Origin of the sequence: Pseudooceanicola spongiae (assembly GCF_014899185.1) — a bacterium.
Classification (GTDB): Bacteria; Pseudomonadota; Alphaproteobacteria; order Rhodobacterales; family Rhodobacteraceae; genus Pseudooceanicola; species Pseudooceanicola spongiae.
Map to the genome: position 1 here is coordinate 2,490,243 of NZ_CP045201.1, position 20,217 is coordinate 2,510,459.

Genomic DNA, 20,217 nt, shown 5'->3' on the forward strand with positions numbered 1-20,217 from the left:
CTAAAGCAGCACCGGCAGGCCCACCCAGGTCGCCCCAGGATGCGGCGCTGTCGCCGTGAACAACCGCTCCAGAAACCGCCAGACCGCCGCGTCATGCACCAGATGATGCGTCAGCACCCCGATATCGAGACCCTGTTCCACCCGCGCAATGATCTCGGCCAGCAGCGCGGCTTCGGGCCGCCCGCCGCGTGTGCCGCGCCAGTCGATCACATCGACATGAGTGTTGATCTGGGGCAGAGCCGAGTCCGGCTGTTCGGCGCCAAAGACCGACAGCCCGCGAAATCCAAGCGCCCCCAGCCCCGCCACCACGCCCGGCGCAATCCGGTTCCAGGGCGGCACCAGCACATCGACCAGCTGATCGCCATGGCGCGCCCGCAGATCCGCGCGCCCCTGCGCCAGCTGGTCCAAGACCACCTCGGCAGGGCGGTGCGCGCCCAGCTCCTGCTTCTTTTCCGTCGCGGGGGCGTGGTTGTGGTGCGACCAGCCATGCACCGCGATGCTCACCCCGGTCACGCCACGCACCCGCGCCGCCAGCAGCGTATCACTGAAGGCCGGGATCACGGCCAACGTCAGGGCAACGCCATGCGCGCCGCTCAGCTGCAACAGATGCTCCAGCGCCGGGGTCGTCGTCACGGCATCATCATCGCGCAGCCAGAACCGGATCGGCTGGCCCGCATGCGCCCGCCTGTCCAGCGCGCGCTGCAGGTCCGGCAGGGTGGCGTCACTCATGTCATCTCCTCAAGATGGCGGGACAGGATGGCATCCAAAGCCGCCGCCGCCGCGCTCAGCGTGTGGTGGTGTTCGACCTGCCCGCGCGCGCCCCGCGCCAGAGCCGCGCGCCGGGGCGCATCCTGCAACAACGCGGACAACGCGCGGGCATAGGCCGCGTCGTCGCCCTCGGGGGTCAGCACGCCGCTTGCGCCATCGACGACCACCTCTGGCACCCCGGCCGTGCGCCAGGCCAGCACCGGCAGCCCAGCGGCCTGCGCCTCAAGATAAGCCAGCCCGAACGCCTCGCCACAGCCGGGCCAGACGTAGACCGCCGCCCGCGACATCAGCGCCGCGATCCCCTCGCGGTCCTGCTGACCTGCCCAAAAGATGCGCTCTGGCGCGAAGCCGGCGAAAAGCGCCTCGACCTGTGGCCGCGCCGGACCATCCCCGACGAGGGTCAGCCGCCAGGGCTCGGGCACCTGCGCCAGCGCGGCGGCAAGATGGGCATAGCTGTCCAGTTTGTCGCCCGCGCGCATCATCGCCACGCAGATCAGATGCATCGGCTCGGACCGGGGCGTCTGCTGCAGAAAGGCCCCCGCATCCAGAAACGGCGCCAGCCGCGCCAGCCGCGCTTCAGGCTCGACCTCGCAGAGCCCGTGATGATCGCGCGCGGTCAGGCAGATGTTGACCAGCGCGGCCCGCACCCCGGCGCGCACATGCCCCTGCATCCCGGCCCAGATCCCCAGATTGCGGCGCTCGGAGTAGGACGATTCCACCGTCACATAGGGCCGCGCGAATTCCGCGCAGAGCGCGGGCCCGATCAAATCCGGCGCTTTATAATAGGGATGATAGCACAGCCACAGGTCCGCCGCGCCCTGCTGCCACTCATCCCGCAGGCGCGCATGCTCAGCCGCCGCGTCCTTTTGCAACGACGACAGCCCCGCCCAGTCCTGCGCATCACCGCGAAAGCTGCGCAGCTCGGAGGCAAGGTTGACCTCATGCCCGGCAAGGCGCAGCGCCGCCATCAGCAGCTGCGCCATCAGCCGATCGCCCGACGGCACCGGATGGCTCGGCGATTTCAGCGGCGCATAAAACGCAATCTTCATTGCGACGCTCTGCCCCCTGCGCCTTGCCCTGAGCCCTGCACGGCCAGCCGTTCTAGCCTGCTCTGCATCCCGTCCTGCCCCAGTTTTCCAAAGCCGTCGGCGGGACGGCGGGTTGCGGTTTTGCGCACACTAGCATCGCCGACCGTCTGGCAAAAGCGGGACTGTCCCGATCCCAGCCCCCCGGGGCGGACTTGACACACCCGGCAAATCCACCCATCTGGACCAAGCTACCAGCCCAGTATGCGGAGCAAAGAATGCAGCCCATCACCACCTCCTCCGACACCCTTCTGGACCTGATCCGCACGCGAAAAGCGCGCGTCGGCGTGATCGGTCTGGGATATGTCGGCCTGCCGCTGGCCATCACCGTGGCCCGCGCCGGCTTCACCGTGCAGGGCTTTGACACCGACCCCGCCAAGATCGTCGCCATCAACGCCCACCAGAGCTATATTGAGGCGGTGCAGGATGCCGACCTTGCCAGCGAAGTCGACGCCGGGCGCTTTGGTGCCAGCTGCGACGTCTCGGGCCTCGGGCAGTGCGATGTCATCGTGATCTGTGTGCCGACGCCGCTGACCAAACACCGCGAGCCCGACCTCTCCTTCGTGTCGCGCACCTGCGCCGATATTGCCGCGACGCTGCGCCCCGGCCAGCTGATCGTGCTGGAATCCACCACCTATCCCGGCACCACCGATGGCATCGTGAAAACCATCCTGCAGGAAACCGGGCTGATCTCGGGGCAGGACTTCTTCCTCGGCTTCTCGCCGGAACGCGAAGACCCCGGCAACCGCGATTTTTCCACCTCCAGCATCCCCAAGGTCATCGCCGGAGACGGCGCCCCCGCCGGTGCCCTGATGGAGGCGTTCTACGGGGCCGTCGTCAAGACCGTGGTGCCCGTCTCCTCGACCGCCACGGCCGAGGCCGTGAAGCTGACCGAGAACGTCTTTCGCGCCGTCAACATCGCCTTGGTGAACGAACTGAAGGTGATCTACGAGGCAATGGGCGTCGACGTCTGGGAGGTCATCAAGGCTGCCAGCACCAAGCCCTTCGGCTATATGCCCTTCTACCCCGGCCCCGGCCTTGGCGGGCACTGCATCCCGATCGACCCCTTCTATCTGACGTGGAAATCGCGCGAATACGACATGACCACGCGCTTCATCGAACTGGCAGGCGAGATCAACTCCGCCATGCCGGGCCATGTGGTGCAGCGTCTGGCGCTGGCGCTGGATCAGAAACGCGGCCTCGCCCTCAGCCGGTCAAAGGTGCTGCTGATCGGCCTCGCCTACAAGAAGAACGTCCCCGATATCCGCGAAAGCCCGTCGCTGAAACTGATCGAGCTGATTGAGGAACGCGGCGGCTCGGCCAGCTATCACGACCCCTTCGTCGCCGAGATCCCCCAGACCCGAGCCTATGGCGCGCTCAAGGGCCGGGCCTCGCAACCCTTTGATGAGGCAACGATCCGCGGCTATGACGCCGTGCTGATTGCCACCGATCACGATGGTCTGGACTATGCCGCCCTGCGCGACTGGGCACCGCTGATCATCGACACCCGCAATGTCTTCGCGCGCCTCGGGCTCAGCGGCGATCACATCGTCAAAGCCTGAGGCGGCTTCGGTGCGGCAGGCCACCAGCCCCCCCGCGGTGGCCGTGATCGCGGATGCCCATGTCCATGACATCCACGCCAGCTATGGCGGCACCCCCTTTGCGCTGAACGGCGTGCCGCTGACGCTGCGCAGCTGGGCAGACACCCGTGCCAGCGCCCGGGCCTTCAACGAAAGTGCCGCCGCCCTGACCGCCGCCCTGACCGAGGTCTGCGCGCGCGGCATCCGCCATGTGGTGCTGCTGGGGGATTACAGCGACGACGGGCAGATCCTGTCGACGCAAAGCCTCGCCGCCCGCCTGCACCACTGGCGCCAGCGCGAAGGGCTCAGCTTTTACGCCCTGCCCGGCAACCACGATGTCTTCGGCCCCCTTGGCAGGCACAACACCAACCGCTTTGTCACCGCACCGGGCCAGTCGCAGCTGGTCACCAGCGACCCCAATGTCGCCGCGACCGAGCCGGGCTCGCGCCTCAGCCCGCAGATGTATCGCAAGGGCCAGCCGGCCGGTCTGAGGCCCATGGCCGCCTTCGGGCTGTTCCGCCAGCCCCAGTATCTGCATTGGGAAAGCCCCTTCGGCCTCGACGACCGCGCAGAGGCCCGCCTGTTCACCGCATCCTCCCCCGATGGCCTGATCCGCCACCAGCTGATGGAGGCCTCCTACCTTGTTGAGCCGGTGCCCGGCCTGTGGCTGCTGATGATCGACGCCAATGTGTTCGAGCCCCGCGATGGCCGCCACGACCCCTCCCGCAAGAAAGCCTTTCTCGACCCCTCCGTCGCGGGCTGGAGCGCGCTTCTGCGGGTCAAACCCTTCCTGATCGACTGGATCGCGGATGTCTGTGCGCGTGCTGAACGTCTGGGCAAGCACCTGATGGCCTTTTCCCACTATCCCGCCGTCGATCCCTTCGACGACCATATCGGGGCAGAGGCCGCGCTGTTCGGCCAGACCGCCGTGGCGCGCCGCACCCCAACGCCCGCCGTCGCGCAGGCGCTGATCCGCGCCGGGCTGCAGCAGCATTTCAGCGGCCATATGCATGTGCATTCCGTGACGCGCCGTCAGGACGCAGGCCGGCAGTTGACCAATATCTCGGTGCCCTCGCTGGTCTCCTTCCCGCCCGCTTTCGTCATCGCCACCCCGCAGGGGGCCAATGCAGCGGTCGAAACCGTCAGCCTCGCGCATCTGCCGCTCGATCCGCAGCTGATGGGGTTCTACCGCTCCGAAGTGCCGCCAGAGGCACCCGAGGCCGGTCTGCACTCGGATCGCTACGGGGACTTCCTGCACGCGCAGCTCACCGCCCGCAGCTATCAGCGTATCTCGCGCCACTGGCCTGCCGAGCTTGCCCGCGCCGTCTTCACCGCCAGCGCCGCAGATCTCGCCTGCCTGTTGCTGTCGCCCGAGGGAGGCACCGCCGGTCTAGGCGATCCCCCGCCCGAAACCCGCGCGCTCTGCGACAGTCAGGCCGCCCTGCACGGGCTGACCGCGACCGACCTCACCGCAACGCCTCTCTCCCTCGTCGTGGCCGACTGGTACGCCCTGCGCCAGGCCGGAGCCCTGCTGACGCCGCATATCCCCCAGCTCAGGCTACAGATCCTGCGATTTCTGGCCACGCTCGCGCCCGCACCGCACCCCACGCAAACCGACACGCAGCGCGGCTTTTTCAGCCTGTTCCTGCAGATTCTCGCCACATCCCTGTCCCGGCTCGCGCCCTAGCGCACCCGCCCCTTCGGAACGGTCCTGCCGAAACGCCAGCGCCATCTTCCAGCCCAGAGATTCGGTCATCCCAGAAGCTGCGCGACAGGTCTGTTGCAGAAACAGCCCCACAATCCGCCGTCGCGTGGTCCAACATGGACAACAACGTCTCGCAGATCAGGCGCATGGCCCTGTCGTATCAAAATATAAAGGTAAGGTGGCGGAGACGAAGGGATTCGAACCCTCGAGACCCTTCCGGGCCTGCACCCTTAGCAGGGGTGTGCCTTCGACCACTCGGCCACATCTCCGCTGGCGTGTCTATGCGGCAGCCGGACGAGAAACAAGTGAAAAAATGCCCCGGCCGCCGCTAAAAGAAATTTCCTGCCGCCGCGCCCTGCCGCACTCACGCCGCCACAGCAAACAGCCGCCCCGTTCCATCGGATCCAGCCCTCTGCGCACCCAAAACGCCCCCCTGCCGCCGTCAATACCCGCGCAACACAGCCCGCCCCTCCCGTTTTCACGCACAATCGTAACACTTCGACACACCGCGTGATCGCCAAAAGCGCCCTTGTTTTTCAGACATCCCATGGCCCGCGCCACCTGCATACAGGCGATGCGCCGCTGATCCGGCGTCAGCCTCAGGAACGATTCACAGCGGCGCCCCGTTATCTCACCACAGCGAGGACAGGTCATACCGGCCGCCCCTCGAACACTCCGGCCCGCAACAGGGAAAGAAACGTTTCCCTCCGTGGTCTCCCGGAATTGATTAGGAGTTACAACGATGTACGCCAAGATTTTTAGCCTCAGCACCGCCGCCCTCCTGACCGCAACCAGCGCCATGGCCGCCACAGACGCCACGGCCACCACGGACCTCAACCTTCGCGCCGGCCCCGGCCCGATGGCCGAGATCCTGACAGTCATTCCGGGCGACGAAATGGTATCGGTCGAAGAATGCGCCACCGGTCTGGAATGGTGCAAAGTCACCTATGACGGGACCGAGGGCTGGGCCTACAGCCCCTACCTGACCGCCTCGATCGACAGCCAGCCCGTCGTTGTCTACGACAACGTCCAGCGGCTTGAGATCCAGTCCGTCGACGTCAACGAGGATGAGCGCGCGGCCTCCGCGACTGTTGGGGGCCTGTCGGCTGGTGCCCTCGCCATGTCGCTGATCGGTGGACCCGCCGCCGTGGCCGCAGGCGTGCTGGCCGGGACCGCGCTCGGCGCCGCAGCTGTACCTGAGAAAACCGTGACCTATGTCACCGAGCACCCGGTTGAGCCCGTCTATCTGAACGGTGAAGTCGCGGTCGGCGCCGGCATCCCGCAAGAGGTCACCCTCGCCGCGATCCCCGACACCACCGAAAGCTATGCCTATATCAACGGCCAGCCGGTGATCGTCGACCAGGACCGTACCATCGTCCACGTCGTGCGCTAAGCTAAGCTGAGAGCCAAAAAAACTGGCCCGCCCCTGTTCCCGGGGGCGGGCCTTTTGCCTGTCACGAAGATCGCGCGCAAGCGATCAGGTGTTGAAGAGGAAGTGCAGAACATCCCCGTCCTTGACGGTATAGGCCTTGCCTTCCGAGCGCATCTTGCCCGCTTCCTTTGCCCCGCTCTCGCCCTTGCAGGTGACGAAGTCGTCATAGGCAATGGTCTCGGCGCGGATGAAGCCCTTCTCGAAATCGCCGTGAATGACCCCGGCGGCCTGCGGTGCACTGGTGCCCTGACGGATTGTCCAGGCGCGGGCTTCCTTGGGGCCGACGGTGAAATAGGTCTCAAGGTGCAGCAGTTCATAGCCGGCGCGGATCAGACGATCCAAGCCCGGCTCCTCCAGCCCCATCTCGCCGAGGAACATCTCGGCCTCGTCGTCTTCCAGCTGGCTGATCTCTTCCTCGATCTGGGCCGAGATGATGACATGCGAATTGCCCTGCGCCGCCGCCATCTCGGCCACAGCTGCGGAATGGGCATTGCCACTGGCCGCATCGGCCTCGGAGACGTTGCAGACATACAGAACTGGCTTGCCGGTCAGCAGCTGCAAAAGCTTCCAGGCGCGAATATCCTCGGGATCGACCTTGACGGTGCGCGCGGGCTGCCCCTCTTCCAGAGCGGCCTGCGCTGCGGCCAGCAAACGGTCCTGCTGAGCGGCGTCCTTGTCATTGCCCTTGAGCTTGCGCACCAATCCGGCGCGCCGCTTCTCGACGCTCTCCAGATCCGCCAGCATCAGCTCGGTCTCGATGGTCTCGGCATCGGCGACGGGCGAGACGCGGCCCTCGACGTGAGTGACATCATCATCCTCGAAACAGCGCAGCACATGGGCGATGGCATCCGTCTCACGGATGTTGGCCAGAAACTGATTGCCCAGCCCCTCGCCCTTGCTGGCGCCCTTCACCAGACCGGCGATATCGACGAAAGTCATCCGCGTCGGAATGATCGACTTGGACCCGGCGATCTTGGCCAGCATATCCAGCCGCGCATCCGGCACGTTCACTTCACCGACATTCGGCTCGATGGTGCAGAAGGGAAAGTTCGCCGCCTGCGCCGCCGCGGTTCTGGTCAGCGCATTGAACAGGGTCGACTTGCCGACATTCGGCAGCCCCACGATGCCCATCTTGAATCCCATAACGACGCTCCTTTGAATGATCCCGCGCGTCATAGTTTGCCAAAGGCCACACCGCAAGCCGAACCATGCCCGGATGCCCCATATCTGCAAGGCATTTTCACGGTGCAGGCCTCAGCAGACGACCAGATCGGTTCGCCAAAATCCAGACCGCAGCGTTCCCCGAACCATCAGGAGCCTCCGGCGGAAGTATTTAAGGCAAGATGACAGGGGTGCGACAGCTCCCTCATCTTGCCGGAAATACTTTGGGGGAGCGCCGCAAGGCGCGGGGGCAAAGCCCCCTCTGCTTCCGCCTGTCCACTCCACCATTGCCTTCGCGACCCATTTCAGCCAAACCCTAGGGAAAATCGCACAGGGACAGGACATGAGCCGTATCGACGCTACTTTCGCCGCGCTGAAGGATCAGAACCGCAAGGGCTTTGTGGCCTATATCATGGCGGGCGACCCGGACGAGGCACGCTCGCTTGCCGTGATGAAGGGCCTGCCCGCCGCGGGCGTCGATGTGATCGAACTGGGCGTGCCCTTTACCGATCCGATGGCTGACGGGCCGACCATCCAGCTGGCGGGTCAGCGCGCGCTTGAGGCGGGCATGACGCTCGAGAAGACCCTCGCCATGGCCCGGGCCTTTCGCGCCGAGGACACCACCACCCCGATCGTGCTGATGGGCTATTACAATCCTATCTATTCGCGCGGCGTCGATAAATTCCTCGTCGACGCGCAGGAGGCTGGGATCGACGGGCTGATCGTTGTCGACCTGCCTCCCGAAGAGGATGACGAGCTCTGTCTGCCCGCGCAGGCGGCCGGTCTCAACTTCATCCGCCTTGCCACACCGACCACCGATGCCAAGCGCCTGCCCAAGGTGCTGACCAATACCTCGGGCTTTGTCTATTACGTCTCGATCACCGGCATCACCGGCGCAGCCGAAGCCAATGCCGCCGCTGTCGCCCCTGAGGTGGCCCGCATCAAGGCCTCGACCGATCTGCCGATCATCGTCGGCTTCGGCGTCCGCACCCCCGAGACCGCGAAGGCCATTGCCGGGATTGCCGATGGCTGCGTTGTCGGGTCGGCCATTGTCGAGCAGATTGCCTCTGGCAAGCCCGTCGACGAGATCCTGAGTTTTGTCAAAAGCCTCTCGGATGGCGCCCATTCCGCCTGACGGCGGAGCCACGCCGAGGCCACTGCCCTGCCCGACCGCGCGCCAACATCTCCTTGGCGCGCGGTGCTTTTTCTGGCACCCTTGATCCAAATGCGCCGTGGCACAAGCTGCGTGCGGGGTCGAAAAGAACCATGAGGCAGGCACATATGATCATCACCAGACGCACTTTCGGGGCGGGGCTGACCGCCCTTGGCCTCTCCGCCTGTGGCGGCGTCAGCACGAGCGCCATGCGCGGCTCCAACGCCACGACAGAGCTGGCGGAGGATCTGCGCCCGGTGCCGAACTCCGGCTACACTACCTGGGTCGCCGCCTTTCGCGACCGCGCCGGGGGTCAGGGGATCTCCGACGCCACGCTGTCGCGCGCGTTCCGGCACGCGGGCTATCTGCCCGGCGTCGTCAAGCGCGACCGCAACCAGACCGAATTCACCCGCACGCTGGAGGATTACCTCTCCATCGCCGCCTCGGACGAGCGTGTCTCCAAGGGCCGCGCCGCCTTTGCCCGCCATCGCAGCACGCTGAGCACGCTGCAGGCCAAATACGGTGTCGACGCCGAGGTGATCACCGCGATCTGGGGGCTGGAGAGCTTTTATGGCGAGCGGCGCGGCAATGTGCCGGTGATCTCCTCGACCTCGACGCTGGCCTATGACGGGCGGCGCGGCGCCTTCTTCGAGAAGCAGCTCGTCGCCGCTCTGCGCATCGTTCAGAACGGTGATGTCGATGCTGATCGCATGACGGGCAGCTGGGCCGGGGCGATGGGGCATACCCAGTTCATCCCGACCTCCTATCAGGCCTTCGCGGTGGATTTCACCGGCGACGGGCGGCGCGATATCTGGTCGGACGATCCGACCGATGCGCTAGCCTCGACCGCCGCCTACCTCGCCCGCAACGGCTGGAGCCGGGGCACCCGCTGGGGTGGCGAGGTCGGCAACGGAGCGCCTGCGGGCGACATCATCCAGCCGCAGGCCGGTGGTCCGCGCTTTGCCGTCACCGGCAATTTCCGGGCGATCAAGCGCTATAACAACTCCGATTCCTATGCCATCGGCGTCGGTCATCTGGCCGACCGTATCGGCGGCGCCGGCCCACTGCGCGCCAGTTTCCCGCCCGATGCCAATGGGTTGACCAAGGACGACCGCATTGCCCTGCAGAAAGGCCTGACAGCGCGCGGTTTCGACACCGGCGGCACCGACGGCGTCATCGGTCCGAAAAGCCGCGAGGCGATCAGCGCGTATCAGGCCCGGCAGGGCTTGCCCGCCACCGGTGATCCCTCCCGCGCTATTCTGACCAGCCTCTAGCCCTCGCGAAGCGTCTTGCCCCTCGCCCCCCGGATTGGTAAAAAATCCTAACCACAGTCCGGGGGACACCTGCGATGCCTGTCATCACCGATATCAACGACCTCAAGCGCCTGCACAAGCGCCGCACGCCGAAGATGTTCTACGATTACTGCGAGAGCGGATCGTGGAGCGAACAGACCTTCCGCGAGAACACCTCGGATTTCGACAAGATCCGTCTGCGTCAGCGGGTGGCCGTCGACATGGCTGACCGGACGCTGGCGACCGAGATGATCGGCCAGAAGGTGAAGATGCCCGTCGCCCTCGCCCCCGTCGGGCTGACCGGCATGCAGCGCGCCGATGGCGAGATCAAGGCCGCCCGCGCTGCGGAGCAGTTTGGCGTGCCCTTCACCCTCTCGACCATGTCGATCTGTTCGATCGAGGATGTGGCCGAGAATTCCTCTGCCCCCTTCTGGTTCCAGCTCTATACGATGAAGGATCAGGACTATCTGCGCCGACTGATCCAGCGCGCCAAGGATGCGAAATGCTCCGCCCTTGTGATCACGTTGGATCTGCAGGTGCTCGGGCAGCGGCACAAGGATCTGAAGAACGGCCTCTCTGCCCCGCCCAAGTTCACCCCCGCCGTGCTGGCCGACCTTGCGACCAAGTGGTCCTGGGGGCTTGAGATGCTGCAGACCAAACGGCGCGGCTTCGGCAATATCGTCGGCCATGTGAAGGATATCTCCGACCCCTCCTCGCTGATGTCCTGGACGGCCGAGCAGTTCGACACCCAGCTCGACTGGAAAAAGATCGAGCAGATCAAGGACATGTGGGGCGGCAAGGTGATCCTCAAGGGGATCAACGACCCCGAGGATGCGGTGATGGCGGCCAAGGTCGGCTGCGACGCGATCCTTGTGTCGAACCATGGCGGGCGGCAGCTCGATGGGGCGCTGTCCACCATCCGGATGCTCGATCCGATCCTGCAGGCGGTCGGCGATGACGTTGAGGTGCATCTCGACAGTGGCATCCGCTCGGGTCAGGACATCCTCAAGGCCGTCGCCATGGGCGCCAAGGGCACCTTCATCGGGCGCGCCTTCATCCATGGCCTCGGCGCCATGGGGCAGGACGGCGTCACCAAGGCGCTTGAGGTGCTCTATAAGGAAATGGACACCTCGATGGCGCTCTGTGGCAAGCGTGACATCACGGAGGTCGGCCGCGATATCCTGCTGATCCCCAAGGATTTTTCCGGCGACTGGCAGGACTGACAGCCCCCCTTGCGGGCCCCGCGACAGGGGCCCGTCCATTTAAGGCGAGCGAAAACGCTGGGAATATAGGGCAAATTTTATCGCTTAACCGACCGTAAAGTGACCGGCCGTAGTGTCACCTCATCGCGGATCGGAGGCGACCATATGCTCAAACTATTTTCCCGGCGACCGGCTGCGGCCACCATCGACAGCGCGGCTGAGGTGCAGGCCATTTCGCGCTCGCATATCATCGTGCGCTACGAGATGGACGGCACCATCCGGGAGGTGAACGATCAGTTCACCCGCGTCACCGGATATGCCGCCGAAGAGGTGGTCGGCAAACCCTACCTGATGATGGTGCGCGAAAAGGATCATGACCTCACCGAGGTGCGCACCCTCTGGCGCGACATGGCCGCCGGCAAGATGATCAACCGTATCGTCCCCCGCCTCGACAGCGACGGCGAAGAAATATGGTTCGACGTCACCTATGCCCCTGTGACCAACGACGCGGGCGTCCCCGATCACGTCCTCTCCATCGCGCGCGAAATCTCCAGTACCCATTTCCGCCGCCGCGACAACCGCAGCCAGGTCGATGCCATCCGCCGCACCCTGGCCGTTGTCGAATTCGACCTTGAGGGCAATATTCTGGACGCGAATGAGCTTTTCCTCACCTCGATGGGCTATCGTCTGGACGATCTGACGGGCAAGCATCACCGCATGCTGCTCTCCCCTGAGGATGCTGCCAAGCCCGAATACAGGACCTTCTGGGAACGCCTCGCCAAGGGCTCTTCGGAGAAGGGCGAGGTCCGCCGCCTCGACAAACGGGGCAAATTCCGCTGGCTCGACGCCACCTATGAAACCCTTCTCGACCCCGAGGGGCGGCCCTTCAAGGTCGTCAAATACGCCTTCGACATCACCGACTCCAAGAACCTTGCCGCCGATGCCGCCAGTCAGATCGAGGCGATCAACCGGGTTCAGGCGGTGATCGAATTTGACACGCAGGGCAATGTGCTCAGCGTCAATAAAACCTTCTGCGAGGCCTTGGGCTACAGCGCCGACGAAATTCGCGGCAAGCATCATCGCATGTTTGTCACCAGCGATTTTGCCAATTCCCCCGCCTATGAGGAATTCTGGAAAACCCTGCGCAGCGGCAAGGAGCATGCGGGCAATTTCACCCGCGTCGGCAAGGGCGGCAAAACGGTCTATATCCGCGCCAGCTACAACCCGATCCGCAATGCCGCGGGCGAAGTCGTCAAGGTCGTCAAATACGCCATCGACACCACCGAACTGCAACTGACCGTCGACACCATGCAGACCGGGCTTGATCGCATGGCCGATGGCGATCTGTCGGTGCGTCTGGATCAGAACCTGGGCGAAATGGATGCCATCCGGCAGAAATTCAACATCGCCGTCACCAAGGTAGACGAGGCGATGCAGGCCGTTCTGGAACGCGCCACGCAGGTGCACACCGAAACCGGCGCCATCATCAGCGCTTCGAACGAACTCTCCAAGCGCACCGAAACCCAGGCCGCCACGCTGGAGGAAACCGCCGTGGCGCTGAACGAACTTGCCGGATCGGTCAAACAGGCCGCCGAAACCGCCACCGTGGCACAGAAGAAAGCCGATCAGGCAAAGTCTCAGACCGAGGATTCGGGCCGCATCGTGCGCAATGCCGTCAGCGCCATGGAAGAAATCGAGGAATCCTCCAGCAAGATTTCCTCTATCACCAAGGTGATCGACGACATCGCCTTCCAGACCAACCTGCTGGCCCTCAACGCCGGGGTCGAGGCCGCTCGCGCGGGCGAGGCAGGCCGTGGCTTTGCGGTTGTCGCGCAGGAGGTCCGCGCGCTGGCGCAACGCTCCTCCGAGGCCGCCAAGGAGATCGCCTCGCTGATCTCTGAATCCACGACACAAGTGGGCAAGGGTGTCACCCTCGTCGGGCAGGCCGGCCAGTCGATCACGACAATCGACGGCATGGTGCGCGACATCCACGACAGCGTCTCGCAGATCGCGATCTCCGCCCATGAACAGGCCAATGGCATCACCGAGATGAACATGGCGATGAACCAGCTTGATCAGGTGACGCAGGAAAACGCGGCCATGGCAGAAGAGACCAACGCCGCGACGCACAACCTCGCCACCGGCATCGCCGAGGTCCAGGAAGCCGTCTCCTTCTTCAACGCCAGCGGTCCGCATCCGCGCAGCCGCTCCCGCCGGGCCGCAGGTCGCATCCGCGCCACCGGATGATCCACCGCAGCAAGTCGCATCGACCGCCCGGTTAACCCGCGCCACGGCCCGAATTGGGCACCGTTCAGATACCGTTCAGATACCGACGCAATACCGACATCCCGTTTCGGTCCCTTTTGCCTTATTAACCTGAGGCAGGGGGCCGATTCGTCTCTGCGCGGCACCGGGGCATCTCCCTCTTTGCACAGAGGACCCTAACCCCAGCCGAGCACGGCAAAAAGGGCTCTGGCGCTGGGGTTGACCCCTGCAAAATAACCGGTTTTCACGGTTTTTCCTTTCCAACCCACCAGAATCCCTCTAAACGCGCGAGACTTAATGCGGGCATACAGCCTTGGAGGATGCCCGCCCCATTTAGGAGAGATCAAATGGCTGGAGAAATTCCAGACTTCGTAGCCCAGGAACGTGCGGGGACAGGCAAGGGCGCCGCTCGCGCAGCACGTCGTGCTGGCATGGTTCCGGGTGTTGTTTACGGTGGTGACGTCGCCCCCCTGGCGATTCAAGTTCCCTTCAACGCGCTTCTCAAGCAGTTGAAACAAGGGCGTTTTCTTGCGACCCTCTTCAACCTCAAGGTTGAAGGTCACGACGATGTGCGCGTCATCTGCCGCAGCGTTCAGCGTGATGTCGTGAAAGACCTTCCGACCCACCTCGACCTGATGCGCCTCAAGCGGACCACCCGCGTCAACCTGCACATCCCCGTTGAGTTCATCAACCACGCCGAGGCCCCTGGCCTGAAGCGTGGCGGTGTTCTGACCGTTGTGCGCGCAGACGTTGAACTGTCTGTTATTGCTGGCGATATTCCGGATCACATCACTGTCGATCTGGCTGGCAAAGTGATCGGCGACACGCTGACCATCAGCCAGGTTGACCTGCCGAAAGATGCCGTGCCGACCATCGACCGTGACTTCGTGATTGCAAACATCACTGCACCGTCCGGCCTGCGCTCGTCCGACGATGCAGAAGCAGCAGAAGAAGACGCAAGCGAAGAATAATTCGCTCCGTTTTCAGTATGTTACGAAACGGCCTCCGCCTCGCGGGGGCCGTTTTGCTTTGCGCCCGCAGCTTCAAGACGCGGCACTGGCTGGACCCGCGCCGGTCCCTCGGTTAAGTCCTGAGAGACCAAGCAGGAGGGTCTCATGCAGCTTTTCGTCGGCCTCGGGAATCCCGGCGCGAAATACGCCGCCAACCGTCACAACATCGGCTTTATGGCTCTGGACCGGATCGCGTCCGATCACGGCTTTGCCCCGTGGAAATCCAAGTTCCAGGCAGAGCTGTCTGAGGGGACATTGGGCCGTGAAAAAGTGTTGCTCCTCAAGCCGATGACCTTCATGAACCTGTCTGGCCAGTCAGTGGGCGAGGCCATGCGGTTCTATAAATTGACCCCCGCCAACATCACCGTCTTTCATGACGAGCTGGACCTCGCCCCCGCCAAATGCCGCCTCAAACAGGGCGGCGGACATGCTGGGCACAATGGCTTACGCTCGATTCACCAGCATATCGGCGAGCGCTACGACCGCGTCCGTCTCGGCATCGGCCACCCCGGTCACAAGGATCGCGTCGCGGATTACGTCCTGTCGGATTTCGCCAAGGCCGAGCAGGACTGGCTCGACGACATGATGCGCGGTATTTCCGATGGGGCGGCGTCGCTTGCCGCAGGCGACGGGCCAAAGTTCCTCAACGCCGTGGCGCTGCGCGTGAACCCGCCCCGTAGCTCTGGTGGCACAAAGGGGCCCAGCCCGAAACCGGACGAGCCTGCGCAAGTCGTTGTCAAGAAAGACAAACCCGCCCCAGAACCTGATGACACCCGCAGCCCGCTGGAGCGCCTGAAGGACAAATTCAAATGACATTGCGCGATCATTTCCGCGCTCAGGCCAACAGCTGCCGTGAGCTTGGCAGCCCGTTCACCGCGCAGTTGCTGACGCTTCTGGCCGACCGACTGCAGCCCGGACTGCCGGTCGCTGATCACCTCTTCGCCTGGTCCGCGGATCTGCTCGGCCCCGATGCCGTCGCCCTGCGCCTTGCCGGGGCATTGCATGCGCTGGTCCTGCAGCGGCGTGACGCAGCCTTGGTGGCCGTCTATCCGCCGCAGGCTTCCAGCGACGAAGCGCTCTGGCAGGCCGTTGAACCCGCGCTCCGTCAACACGCGACGCATATCCTGCACTGGCTGGAAAATGCGCCTCAAACCAACGAGGTACGCCGCGCGACCGCTCTGATCCTCGGGGCCTCGCGCGCCGCGCAGAGCTTTCCCGGTCTGCCCCTCAGGGTCAGCGAACTTGGCGCCTCTGCCGGTCTCAACCTGCATTTCGACCGCTTCGCGCTGGACGCCCCCAACGCCGCCTATACCCCCGAGACCGCCATCATCACCCTCGCGCCAGAGGTGACCGGCGCGCTTTCCGCCCCCGCCCCCTTCACTGTGGCAGACCGGCGCGGCATCGACCTGAACCCGCTCGATCCGCGCGCGCCCGAGGATGTCTTGCGGCTGCGCAGCTATATCTGGGCGGATCAGTCGGACCGGATGGCACGTACCGATGCCGTGCTCGCCGTCGCCGAGGCGCTGGTGGATCGCGGCGATGCCGCCGACTGGCTGACCGAGCGCCTGTCCGCCCCCGTCCCGGGTCAGATTGATTTCCTCTACCACACAATTGCCTGGCAATATTTCCCGCCCGCCACCAATGCCATCTGTCTGACCGCGATCGAAACCGCCGCCCTCCGCGCCACGCCCGAGGCCCCCTTTGCCTGGCTGTCGTTCGAGGCGGATGGCGAAAGTCCGGGGGCTCCGGTGGTGCTGCGTCTCTGGCCGGGCGATCTGACCCTGCCTCTGGGGCGGATGGACTTCCACGGGCGCTGGTTTCACGCGCAGTAACCGCGTTCTTTGCGCCGCGATCCCGGCCCGATGCACCAGAGCACCTCGCGCCGCGTGGCAAAGTTTGCTAACCTGTTCGCAGCACTCGCCCTTTTTCGCCCCGCGACCAGCCAGAGGAGCTTTGCCATGGTCCAGAAAGATCCGTCCACCAACGTCCTAGGCACACCGCTGGAGCTCGCCTCGCTCGACCCGCTGACCGGGTTTTTCCGCGACGGCCACTGCAACACCTGTGTCGAGGACAGCGGCAGCCACACGGTCTGTGCCGTGATGACCGACGAATTCCTCGCCTTCTCGAAATACGTCGGCAATGACCTGTCGACACCGCACCCCGAGTTCCGCTTTCCCGGCCTCAAGGCTGGCGACCGCTGGTGCCTCTGCGCCGCGCGGTTCCTGCAGGCTCATGACGAGGGCTGCGCGCCGCTGGTCAGCCTGCAGGCGACGCATCTCCGCGCCCTTGAAATCGTGCCGCTCGAGGTGCTGGAACTCTACGCCCAGGATCCGGCTGAGGGCTGAAGCCCAACAAAAAAGGCAGGGCGTGGCGGCCCTGCCTTTTTCAATCTGCAAACAGCGTCTTAGCCGCCGGTGTTGATTTCCACGCCGAGGTGCTTGGCGACGGTAAAGATATCCTTGTCGCCGCGCCCACACATGTTCATCACGATGATATGGTCCTTCGGCAGATCGGGCGCGATCTTCATGACATGGGCCAGCGCGTGGCAGGGTTCCAGCGCGGGGATGATGCCTTCGGTCGCGCAGGAGAACTTGAACGCCTCCAGCGCCTCGCGGTCGGTGATAGAGACATATTCGGCGCGGCCGATGTCGTGCAGCCAGGAATGCTCCGGCCCGATGCCGGGATAGTCGAGACCCGCCGAGATCGAGTGCCCTTCCAGGATCTGCCCGTCGTCGTCCTGCAGCAGATAGGTGCGGTTGCCGTGCAGCACGCCGGGGCGGCCACCGGTCAGACTGGCGCAATGCTCCATCTTTTCGTCGACACCGTGGCCCCCGGCCTCAACCCCGATGACACGCACGCTGGGGTCATTGAGGAACGGATAGAACAGACCCATGGCATTGGAGCCGCCGCCGATCGCCGCGATCACGGTGTCGGGCAGACGGCCTTCGCCTTCCTGCTCGGGCAGCTGCCAACGGACTTCCTTGCCGATGATCGACTGGAAATCGCGCACCATCGCCGGATAGGGATGCGGGCCCGCCACGGTGCCGATGCAGTAGAAGGTATCCTGCACGTTGGTCACCCAGTCGCGCAGCGCGTCGTTCATCGCGTCCTTCAGGGTGCCGCGGCCACTGGTGACCGGCACGACCTCAGCGCCCAGCAGGCGCATCCGGAACACGTTCGGTGCCTGACGCTCGACATCCGTCGCGCCCATGTAGACGACGCATTTCAGCCCGAACTTGGCACAGACCGTGGCCGTCGCGACGCCGTGCTGGCCCGCGCCGGTTTCGGCGATGATGCGTTCCTTGCCCATGCGGCGCGCCAGAATGATCTGCCCCAGCACGTTGTTGATCTTGTGGGCGCCGGTGTGGTTCAGCTCGTCCCGCTTGAGGTAGATCTTGGCGCCACCCAACTGTTCGGTCATGCGGGGCGCGAAATACAACGGGCTGGGACGGCCGACATAGTGTTTCCACAGGTCTTCCATCTCGGCCCAGAAGGTATCGTCGGTCTTGGCCTTCTCATACTCGGCCTCAAGGTCGAGGATCAGCGGCATCAGGGTCTCACTGACGAACCGCCCGCCGAACTGGCCAAAGCGGCCTTTCTCGTCGGGGCCGCTCATGAAGCTGTTCAAAAGGTCTTCAGGCATGGCGTCGCTCCCTCTCTGGTCAGCCCGGGTTTACGGGGTTTGCGGGGGCCGGACAAGCCACCGCGTGCCGCCCGGACGTGCACTCCGGCCCATTTGATCAGCTTTCACGCTCTCGCTGGCGCGCCTGCCACAGCTGCAAGGCCTCCTGCGGGGTGGGAACTGTCGCGCAGTCAAAGATGTGGAAGGGAAAGACCACCGCCACCCGCGCCGATGCGGCCATCGCCCGCCGGTGCGCCCCCGACATTGCAAAGCGCTTCATCGACGCCGCGCTGTCCCAGACCGAGAGCGAGAAGAACATGTTCTCAGCCGGGAACACCTTGGCCGCGATCACACCTTCGGCCCGGCGGGCCTGCAACAGCGATCTCAGGCTGTGAAAGAAGAACTCAGGTCGACGGAGGCCGGCTTTCACACGCAAGCCGCCGATCGCTGCTATAGGCATCGCCATTCTTCCTTTTGGAGGTATCAAAAGAAGTTACGGGCAGAGCGCCGCCTTGGATCACACGAACAGACTGCTAGCGACGCGCGAGGGCAGCGCGCACGAACGCCGCGATCAACTCTGCATCCTTGACGCCCGGCGCGGCTTCCACGCCGGAGGACACATCGACCTGCTGCGCCCCTGTCAGGCGGATCGCCTCGGCGACATTGTCGGGGGTCAGGCCACCCGCAAGCATCCAGGGCGCTTTCCACTGACGCCCGGCAATCAGCCGCCAGTCAAACGACAGCCCATTGCCGCCGGGCAGATCAGCGTCTTTCGGCGGCTTGGCATCGACCAGGATCTGATCGGCCACCTCGGAGTAGGTGTCGAGCGCCGCGAGATCGTCGGCGCTGGCAACCCCGACCGCCTTCATCACCGGCAGGCCGGTCAGCGCCTTGACCTCGGCCACACGCTCAGGGCTTTCAGAACCGTGCAACTGGATCATGTCGAGCGGCACAGCGCTGTTCACCGCCATCAGCAACGCATCATCCGGGTTGACCAGCAACGCCACCTTGGCCAGCCCGAGAGGGGCCTCAACTGCCAAAGCACGCGCCTGCTCGATCGAGATATTGCGCGGCGATTTCGCGAAAAACACGAATCCTGCGTAAACCGCACCGGCGCTGGCCGTGGCAAAGACGTCCTCAGGACGGCTCAGACCGCAGATCTTGACGCGCACAGAGGGCGCGCGGTTGGGCTGTATCAGAACAGGCATGGGTCAGGGCGGGTCCGGCGCTCAGTCGAGCAGCGCCAGAACCTCGTCCTTGCCCTTGTGCTTCTCGCCCTTGAGCCGCTTCACTTCACGTTCCAGCTGATGCGCCTCGCGGGTTTTGCGCCGCGCATCGGCCCGGTGTTTGTGTTCGCGCATCCATTCCCAGAAGAAACCGATCAGCAGGCCAACGACGATGCCGGCAAAAATCACCACGAACAGTGGCAGGCTGATCGCCTGGTTCACGCCGGCGATTTCCGCCAGCCCTTCGGGCAGCAGGTTCAGCGTGACAAGGTCCCTGTTGGCCAGCGCGACCGAAACGAGCGCGACGGCGATCAGACCCATGAAGGCGTAGCGGATGTATTTCATGTTACTTCCCGTTCAGGCGGTCACGCAGCAGCTTGCCGGTCTTGAAGAACGGCACGTGCTTCTCATCAACGTCAACGGCCTCCCCCGTCCGAGGGTTCCGGCCCGTGCGCGACTCGCGCTGTTTCACCGAGAATGCGCCAAAGCCGCGCAGTTCGACCCGATGACCACGGGCCATGGCTTCCGTGATTTCTTCGAAAATCGTGTTCACGATACGCTCTACATCACGCTGATATAGGTGCGGGTTTTCGTCCGCGATTTTCTGGATCAATTCCGAGCGGATCATTGTTTTCTGTCTCCCCAGGCACTGGTCTTCTAAGGTCACCAATTCACAGGACTATATGGGCTTTGAGTGCTTTCGGGAACAACCTCTC

At 64.4% G+C, this 20,217-nt stretch carries 19 protein-coding genes and 1 tRNA gene; 11 read left to right on the forward strand and 9 right to left on the reverse strand.

What is annotated here, in order from left to right; genetic code table 11:
* Positions 1-729 (reverse strand): polysaccharide deacetylase family protein, encoded by a 729-nt coding sequence (locus F3W81_RS11700; protein WP_193079341.1) that lies wholly within the window; start codon positions 727-729, stop codon positions 1-3.
* The gene (locus F3W81_RS11705; protein WP_193079342.1) at positions 726-1,817 is read right to left on the reverse strand and encodes a glycosyltransferase family 4 protein; all 1,092 of its coding nucleotides are present in this window, start codon (positions 1,815-1,817) and stop codon (positions 726-728) included. Before F3W81_RS11705 ends, F3W81_RS11700 begins: the two co-directional genes overlap by 4 nt.
* Before the next feature lie 254 nt (positions 1,818-2,071).
* Between F3W81_RS11705 and F3W81_RS11710 the strand changes: the two genes are divergently transcribed.
* Together F3W81_RS11710 and F3W81_RS11715 are read left to right on the forward strand one after the other, a co-directional pair.
* A complete protein-coding gene (locus tag F3W81_RS11710; protein ID WP_193079343.1) occupies positions 2,072-3,415 on the forward strand; it encodes a nucleotide sugar dehydrogenase in 1,344 nt (447 codons plus the stop codon).
* A gap of 10 nt (positions 3,416-3,425) precedes the next feature.
* Positions 3,426-5,120, forward strand: coding sequence for a metallophosphoesterase (locus tag F3W81_RS11715; RefSeq protein ID WP_193079344.1), 1,695 nt, complete (start codon positions 3,426-3,428; stop codon positions 5,118-5,120).
* A gap of 197 nt (positions 5,121-5,317) precedes the next feature.
* Here F3W81_RS11715 and F3W81_RS11720 read toward each other — a convergent pair.
* Positions 5,318-5,407: transfer RNA gene (locus F3W81_RS11720), tRNA-Ser, on the reverse strand.
* Positions 5,408-5,880: 473 nt separating this feature from the next.
* Here F3W81_RS11720 and F3W81_RS11725 point away from each other — a divergent pair.
* Entirely contained in the window at positions 5,881-6,531 is a 651-nt protein-coding gene (locus F3W81_RS11725) for a DUF1236 domain-containing protein (RefSeq protein WP_193079345.1), read from the forward strand.
* A gap of 84 nt (positions 6,532-6,615) precedes the next feature.
* Here F3W81_RS11725 and ychF read toward each other — a convergent pair whose 3' ends face one another.
* Positions 6,616-7,713, reverse strand: coding sequence for a redox-regulated ATPase YchF (gene ychF / locus F3W81_RS11730; protein ID WP_193079346.1), 1,098 nt, complete (start codon positions 7,711-7,713; stop codon positions 6,616-6,618).
* A gap of 361 nt (positions 7,714-8,074) precedes the next feature.
* Here ychF and trpA point away from each other — a divergent pair, with 361 nt between their 5' ends.
* The 8 genes from trpA to F3W81_RS11770 all read left to right on the forward strand — a co-directional run bounded on the left by trpA (position 8,075) and on the right by F3W81_RS11770 (position 16,998).
* Positions 8,075-8,866: a tryptophan synthase subunit alpha gene (trpA, locus tag F3W81_RS11735; RefSeq protein WP_193079347.1), complete on the forward strand. Its 792-nt coding sequence runs from the start codon at positions 8,075-8,077 to the stop codon at positions 8,864-8,866.
* A 146-nt stretch (positions 8,867-9,012) separates the two neighbouring features.
* Positions 9,013-10,158 (forward strand): lytic murein transglycosylase, encoded by a 1,146-nt coding sequence (locus tag F3W81_RS11740; protein WP_193079348.1) that lies wholly within the window; start codon positions 9,013-9,015, stop codon positions 10,156-10,158.
* Positions 10,159-10,232: 74 nt separating this feature from the next.
* Positions 10,233-11,399, forward strand: coding sequence for an alpha-hydroxy acid oxidase (locus F3W81_RS11745; protein ID WP_193079349.1), 1,167 nt, complete (start codon positions 10,233-10,235; stop codon positions 11,397-11,399).
* Between the two features lie 144 nt (positions 11,400-11,543).
* The gene (locus tag F3W81_RS11750) at positions 11,544-13,625 is read left to right on the forward strand and encodes a methyl-accepting chemotaxis protein (protein WP_193079350.1); all 2,082 of its coding nucleotides are present in this window, start codon (positions 11,544-11,546) and stop codon (positions 13,623-13,625) included.
* A 365-nt stretch (positions 13,626-13,990) separates the two neighbouring features.
* Positions 13,991-14,614, forward strand: coding sequence for a 50S ribosomal protein L25/general stress protein Ctc (locus F3W81_RS11755; RefSeq protein WP_193079351.1), 624 nt, complete (start codon positions 13,991-13,993; stop codon positions 14,612-14,614).
* 144 nt (positions 14,615-14,758) lie between these two features.
* Positions 14,759-15,466 carry an aminoacyl-tRNA hydrolase gene (gene pth, locus F3W81_RS11760; protein ID WP_193079352.1) on the forward strand — a complete coding sequence of 236 codons (708 nt, stop codon included), beginning with the start codon at positions 14,759-14,761 and terminating at the stop codon, positions 15,464-15,466.
* Entirely contained in the window at positions 15,463-16,485 is a 1,023-nt protein-coding gene (locus F3W81_RS11765; RefSeq protein WP_193079353.1) for a DUF2332 domain-containing protein, read from the forward strand. Before pth ends, F3W81_RS11765 begins: the two co-directional genes overlap by 4 nt.
* A gap of 126 nt (positions 16,486-16,611) precedes the next feature.
* Positions 16,612-16,998: a DUF2237 family protein gene (locus F3W81_RS11770; protein ID WP_193079354.1), complete on the forward strand. Its 387-nt coding sequence runs from the start codon at positions 16,612-16,614 to the stop codon at positions 16,996-16,998.
* Positions 16,999-17,057: 59 nt separating this feature from the next.
* On the opposite strand, the gene trpB is transcribed toward F3W81_RS11770, so the two are convergent.
* The 5 genes from trpB to ihfB form a co-directional block, all read right to left on the reverse strand.
* Positions 17,058-18,296: a tryptophan synthase subunit beta gene (gene trpB / locus F3W81_RS11775; protein WP_193079355.1), complete on the reverse strand. Its 1,239-nt coding sequence runs from the start codon at positions 18,294-18,296 to the stop codon at positions 17,058-17,060.
* Positions 18,297-18,393: 97 nt separating this feature from the next.
* Positions 18,394-18,735 carry a hypothetical protein gene (locus F3W81_RS11780; RefSeq protein WP_193079356.1) on the reverse strand — a complete coding sequence of 114 codons (342 nt, stop codon included), beginning with the start codon at positions 18,733-18,735 and terminating at the stop codon, positions 18,394-18,396.
* Between the two features lie 73 nt (positions 18,736-18,808).
* Positions 18,809-19,483, reverse strand: coding sequence for a phosphoribosylanthranilate isomerase (locus tag F3W81_RS11785; RefSeq protein ID WP_193079357.1), 675 nt, complete (start codon positions 19,481-19,483; stop codon positions 18,809-18,811).
* 21 nt (positions 19,484-19,504) lie between these two features.
* Positions 19,505-19,846, reverse strand: coding sequence for a lipopolysaccharide assembly protein LapA domain-containing protein (locus tag F3W81_RS11790; protein ID WP_193079358.1), 342 nt, complete (start codon positions 19,844-19,846; stop codon positions 19,505-19,507).
* Position 19,847: 1 nt separating this feature from the next.
* The gene (gene ihfB / locus F3W81_RS11795) at positions 19,848-20,129 is read right to left on the reverse strand and encodes an integration host factor subunit beta (protein WP_193079359.1); all 282 of its coding nucleotides are present in this window, start codon (positions 20,127-20,129) and stop codon (positions 19,848-19,850) included.
* Positions 20,130-20,217 lie beyond the last annotated feature (88 nt).

Bases quoted from the DNA above. Each gene is read 5' to 3' on its own strand.
- F3W81_RS11785 (WP_193079357.1), bottom strand. From the start codon at position 19,483: ATGCCTGTTCTGATACAGCCCAACCGCGCGCCCTCTGTGCGCGTCAAG.
- F3W81_RS11700 (WP_193079341.1), bottom strand. From the start codon at position 729: ATGAGTGACGCCACCCTGCCGGACCTGCAGCGCGCGCTGGACAGGCGG.
- ychF (WP_193079346.1), bottom strand. From the start codon at position 7,713: ATGGGATTCAAGATGGGCATCGTGGGGCTGCCGAATGTCGGCAAGTCG.
- F3W81_RS11740 (WP_193079348.1), top strand. From the start codon at position 9,013: ATGATCATCACCAGACGCACTTTCGGGGCGGGGCTGACCGCCCTTGGC.
- F3W81_RS11710 (WP_193079343.1), top strand. From the start codon at position 2,072: ATGCAGCCCATCACCACCTCCTCCGACACCCTTCTGGACCTGATCCGC.
- F3W81_RS11725 (WP_193079345.1), top strand. From the start codon at position 5,881: ATGTACGCCAAGATTTTTAGCCTCAGCACCGCCGCCCTCCTGACCGCA.
- F3W81_RS11755 (WP_193079351.1), top strand. From the start codon at position 13,991: ATGGCTGGAGAAATTCCAGACTTCGTAGCCCAGGAACGTGCGGGGACA.
- F3W81_RS11770 (WP_193079354.1), top strand. From the start codon at position 16,612: ATGGTCCAGAAAGATCCGTCCACCAACGTCCTAGGCACACCGCTGGAG.
- pth (WP_193079352.1), top strand. From the start codon at position 14,759: ATGCAGCTTTTCGTCGGCCTCGGGAATCCCGGCGCGAAATACGCCGCC.
- F3W81_RS11745 (WP_193079349.1), top strand. From the start codon at position 10,233: ATGCCTGTCATCACCGATATCAACGACCTCAAGCGCCTGCACAAGCGC.
- F3W81_RS11750 (WP_193079350.1), top strand. From the start codon at position 11,544: ATGCTCAAACTATTTTCCCGGCGACCGGCTGCGGCCACCATCGACAGC.
- F3W81_RS11765 (WP_193079353.1), top strand. From the start codon at position 15,463: ATGACATTGCGCGATCATTTCCGCGCTCAGGCCAACAGCTGCCGTGAG.
- trpA (WP_193079347.1), top strand. From the start codon at position 8,075: ATGAGCCGTATCGACGCTACTTTCGCCGCGCTGAAGGATCAGAACCGC.
- F3W81_RS11790 (WP_193079358.1), bottom strand. From the start codon at position 19,846: ATGAAATACATCCGCTACGCCTTCATGGGTCTGATCGCCGTCGCGCTC.
- F3W81_RS11780 (WP_193079356.1), bottom strand. From the start codon at position 18,735: ATGCCTATAGCAGCGATCGGCGGCTTGCGTGTGAAAGCCGGCCTCCGT.
- F3W81_RS11705 (WP_193079342.1), bottom strand. From the start codon at position 1,817: ATGAAGATTGCGTTTTATGCGCCGCTGAAATCGCCGAGCCATCCGGTG.
- trpB (WP_193079355.1), bottom strand. From the start codon at position 18,296: ATGCCTGAAGACCTTTTGAACAGCTTCATGAGCGGCCCCGACGAGAAA.
- ihfB (WP_193079359.1), bottom strand. From the start codon at position 20,129: ATGATCCGCTCGGAATTGATCCAGAAAATCGCGGACGAAAACCCGCAC.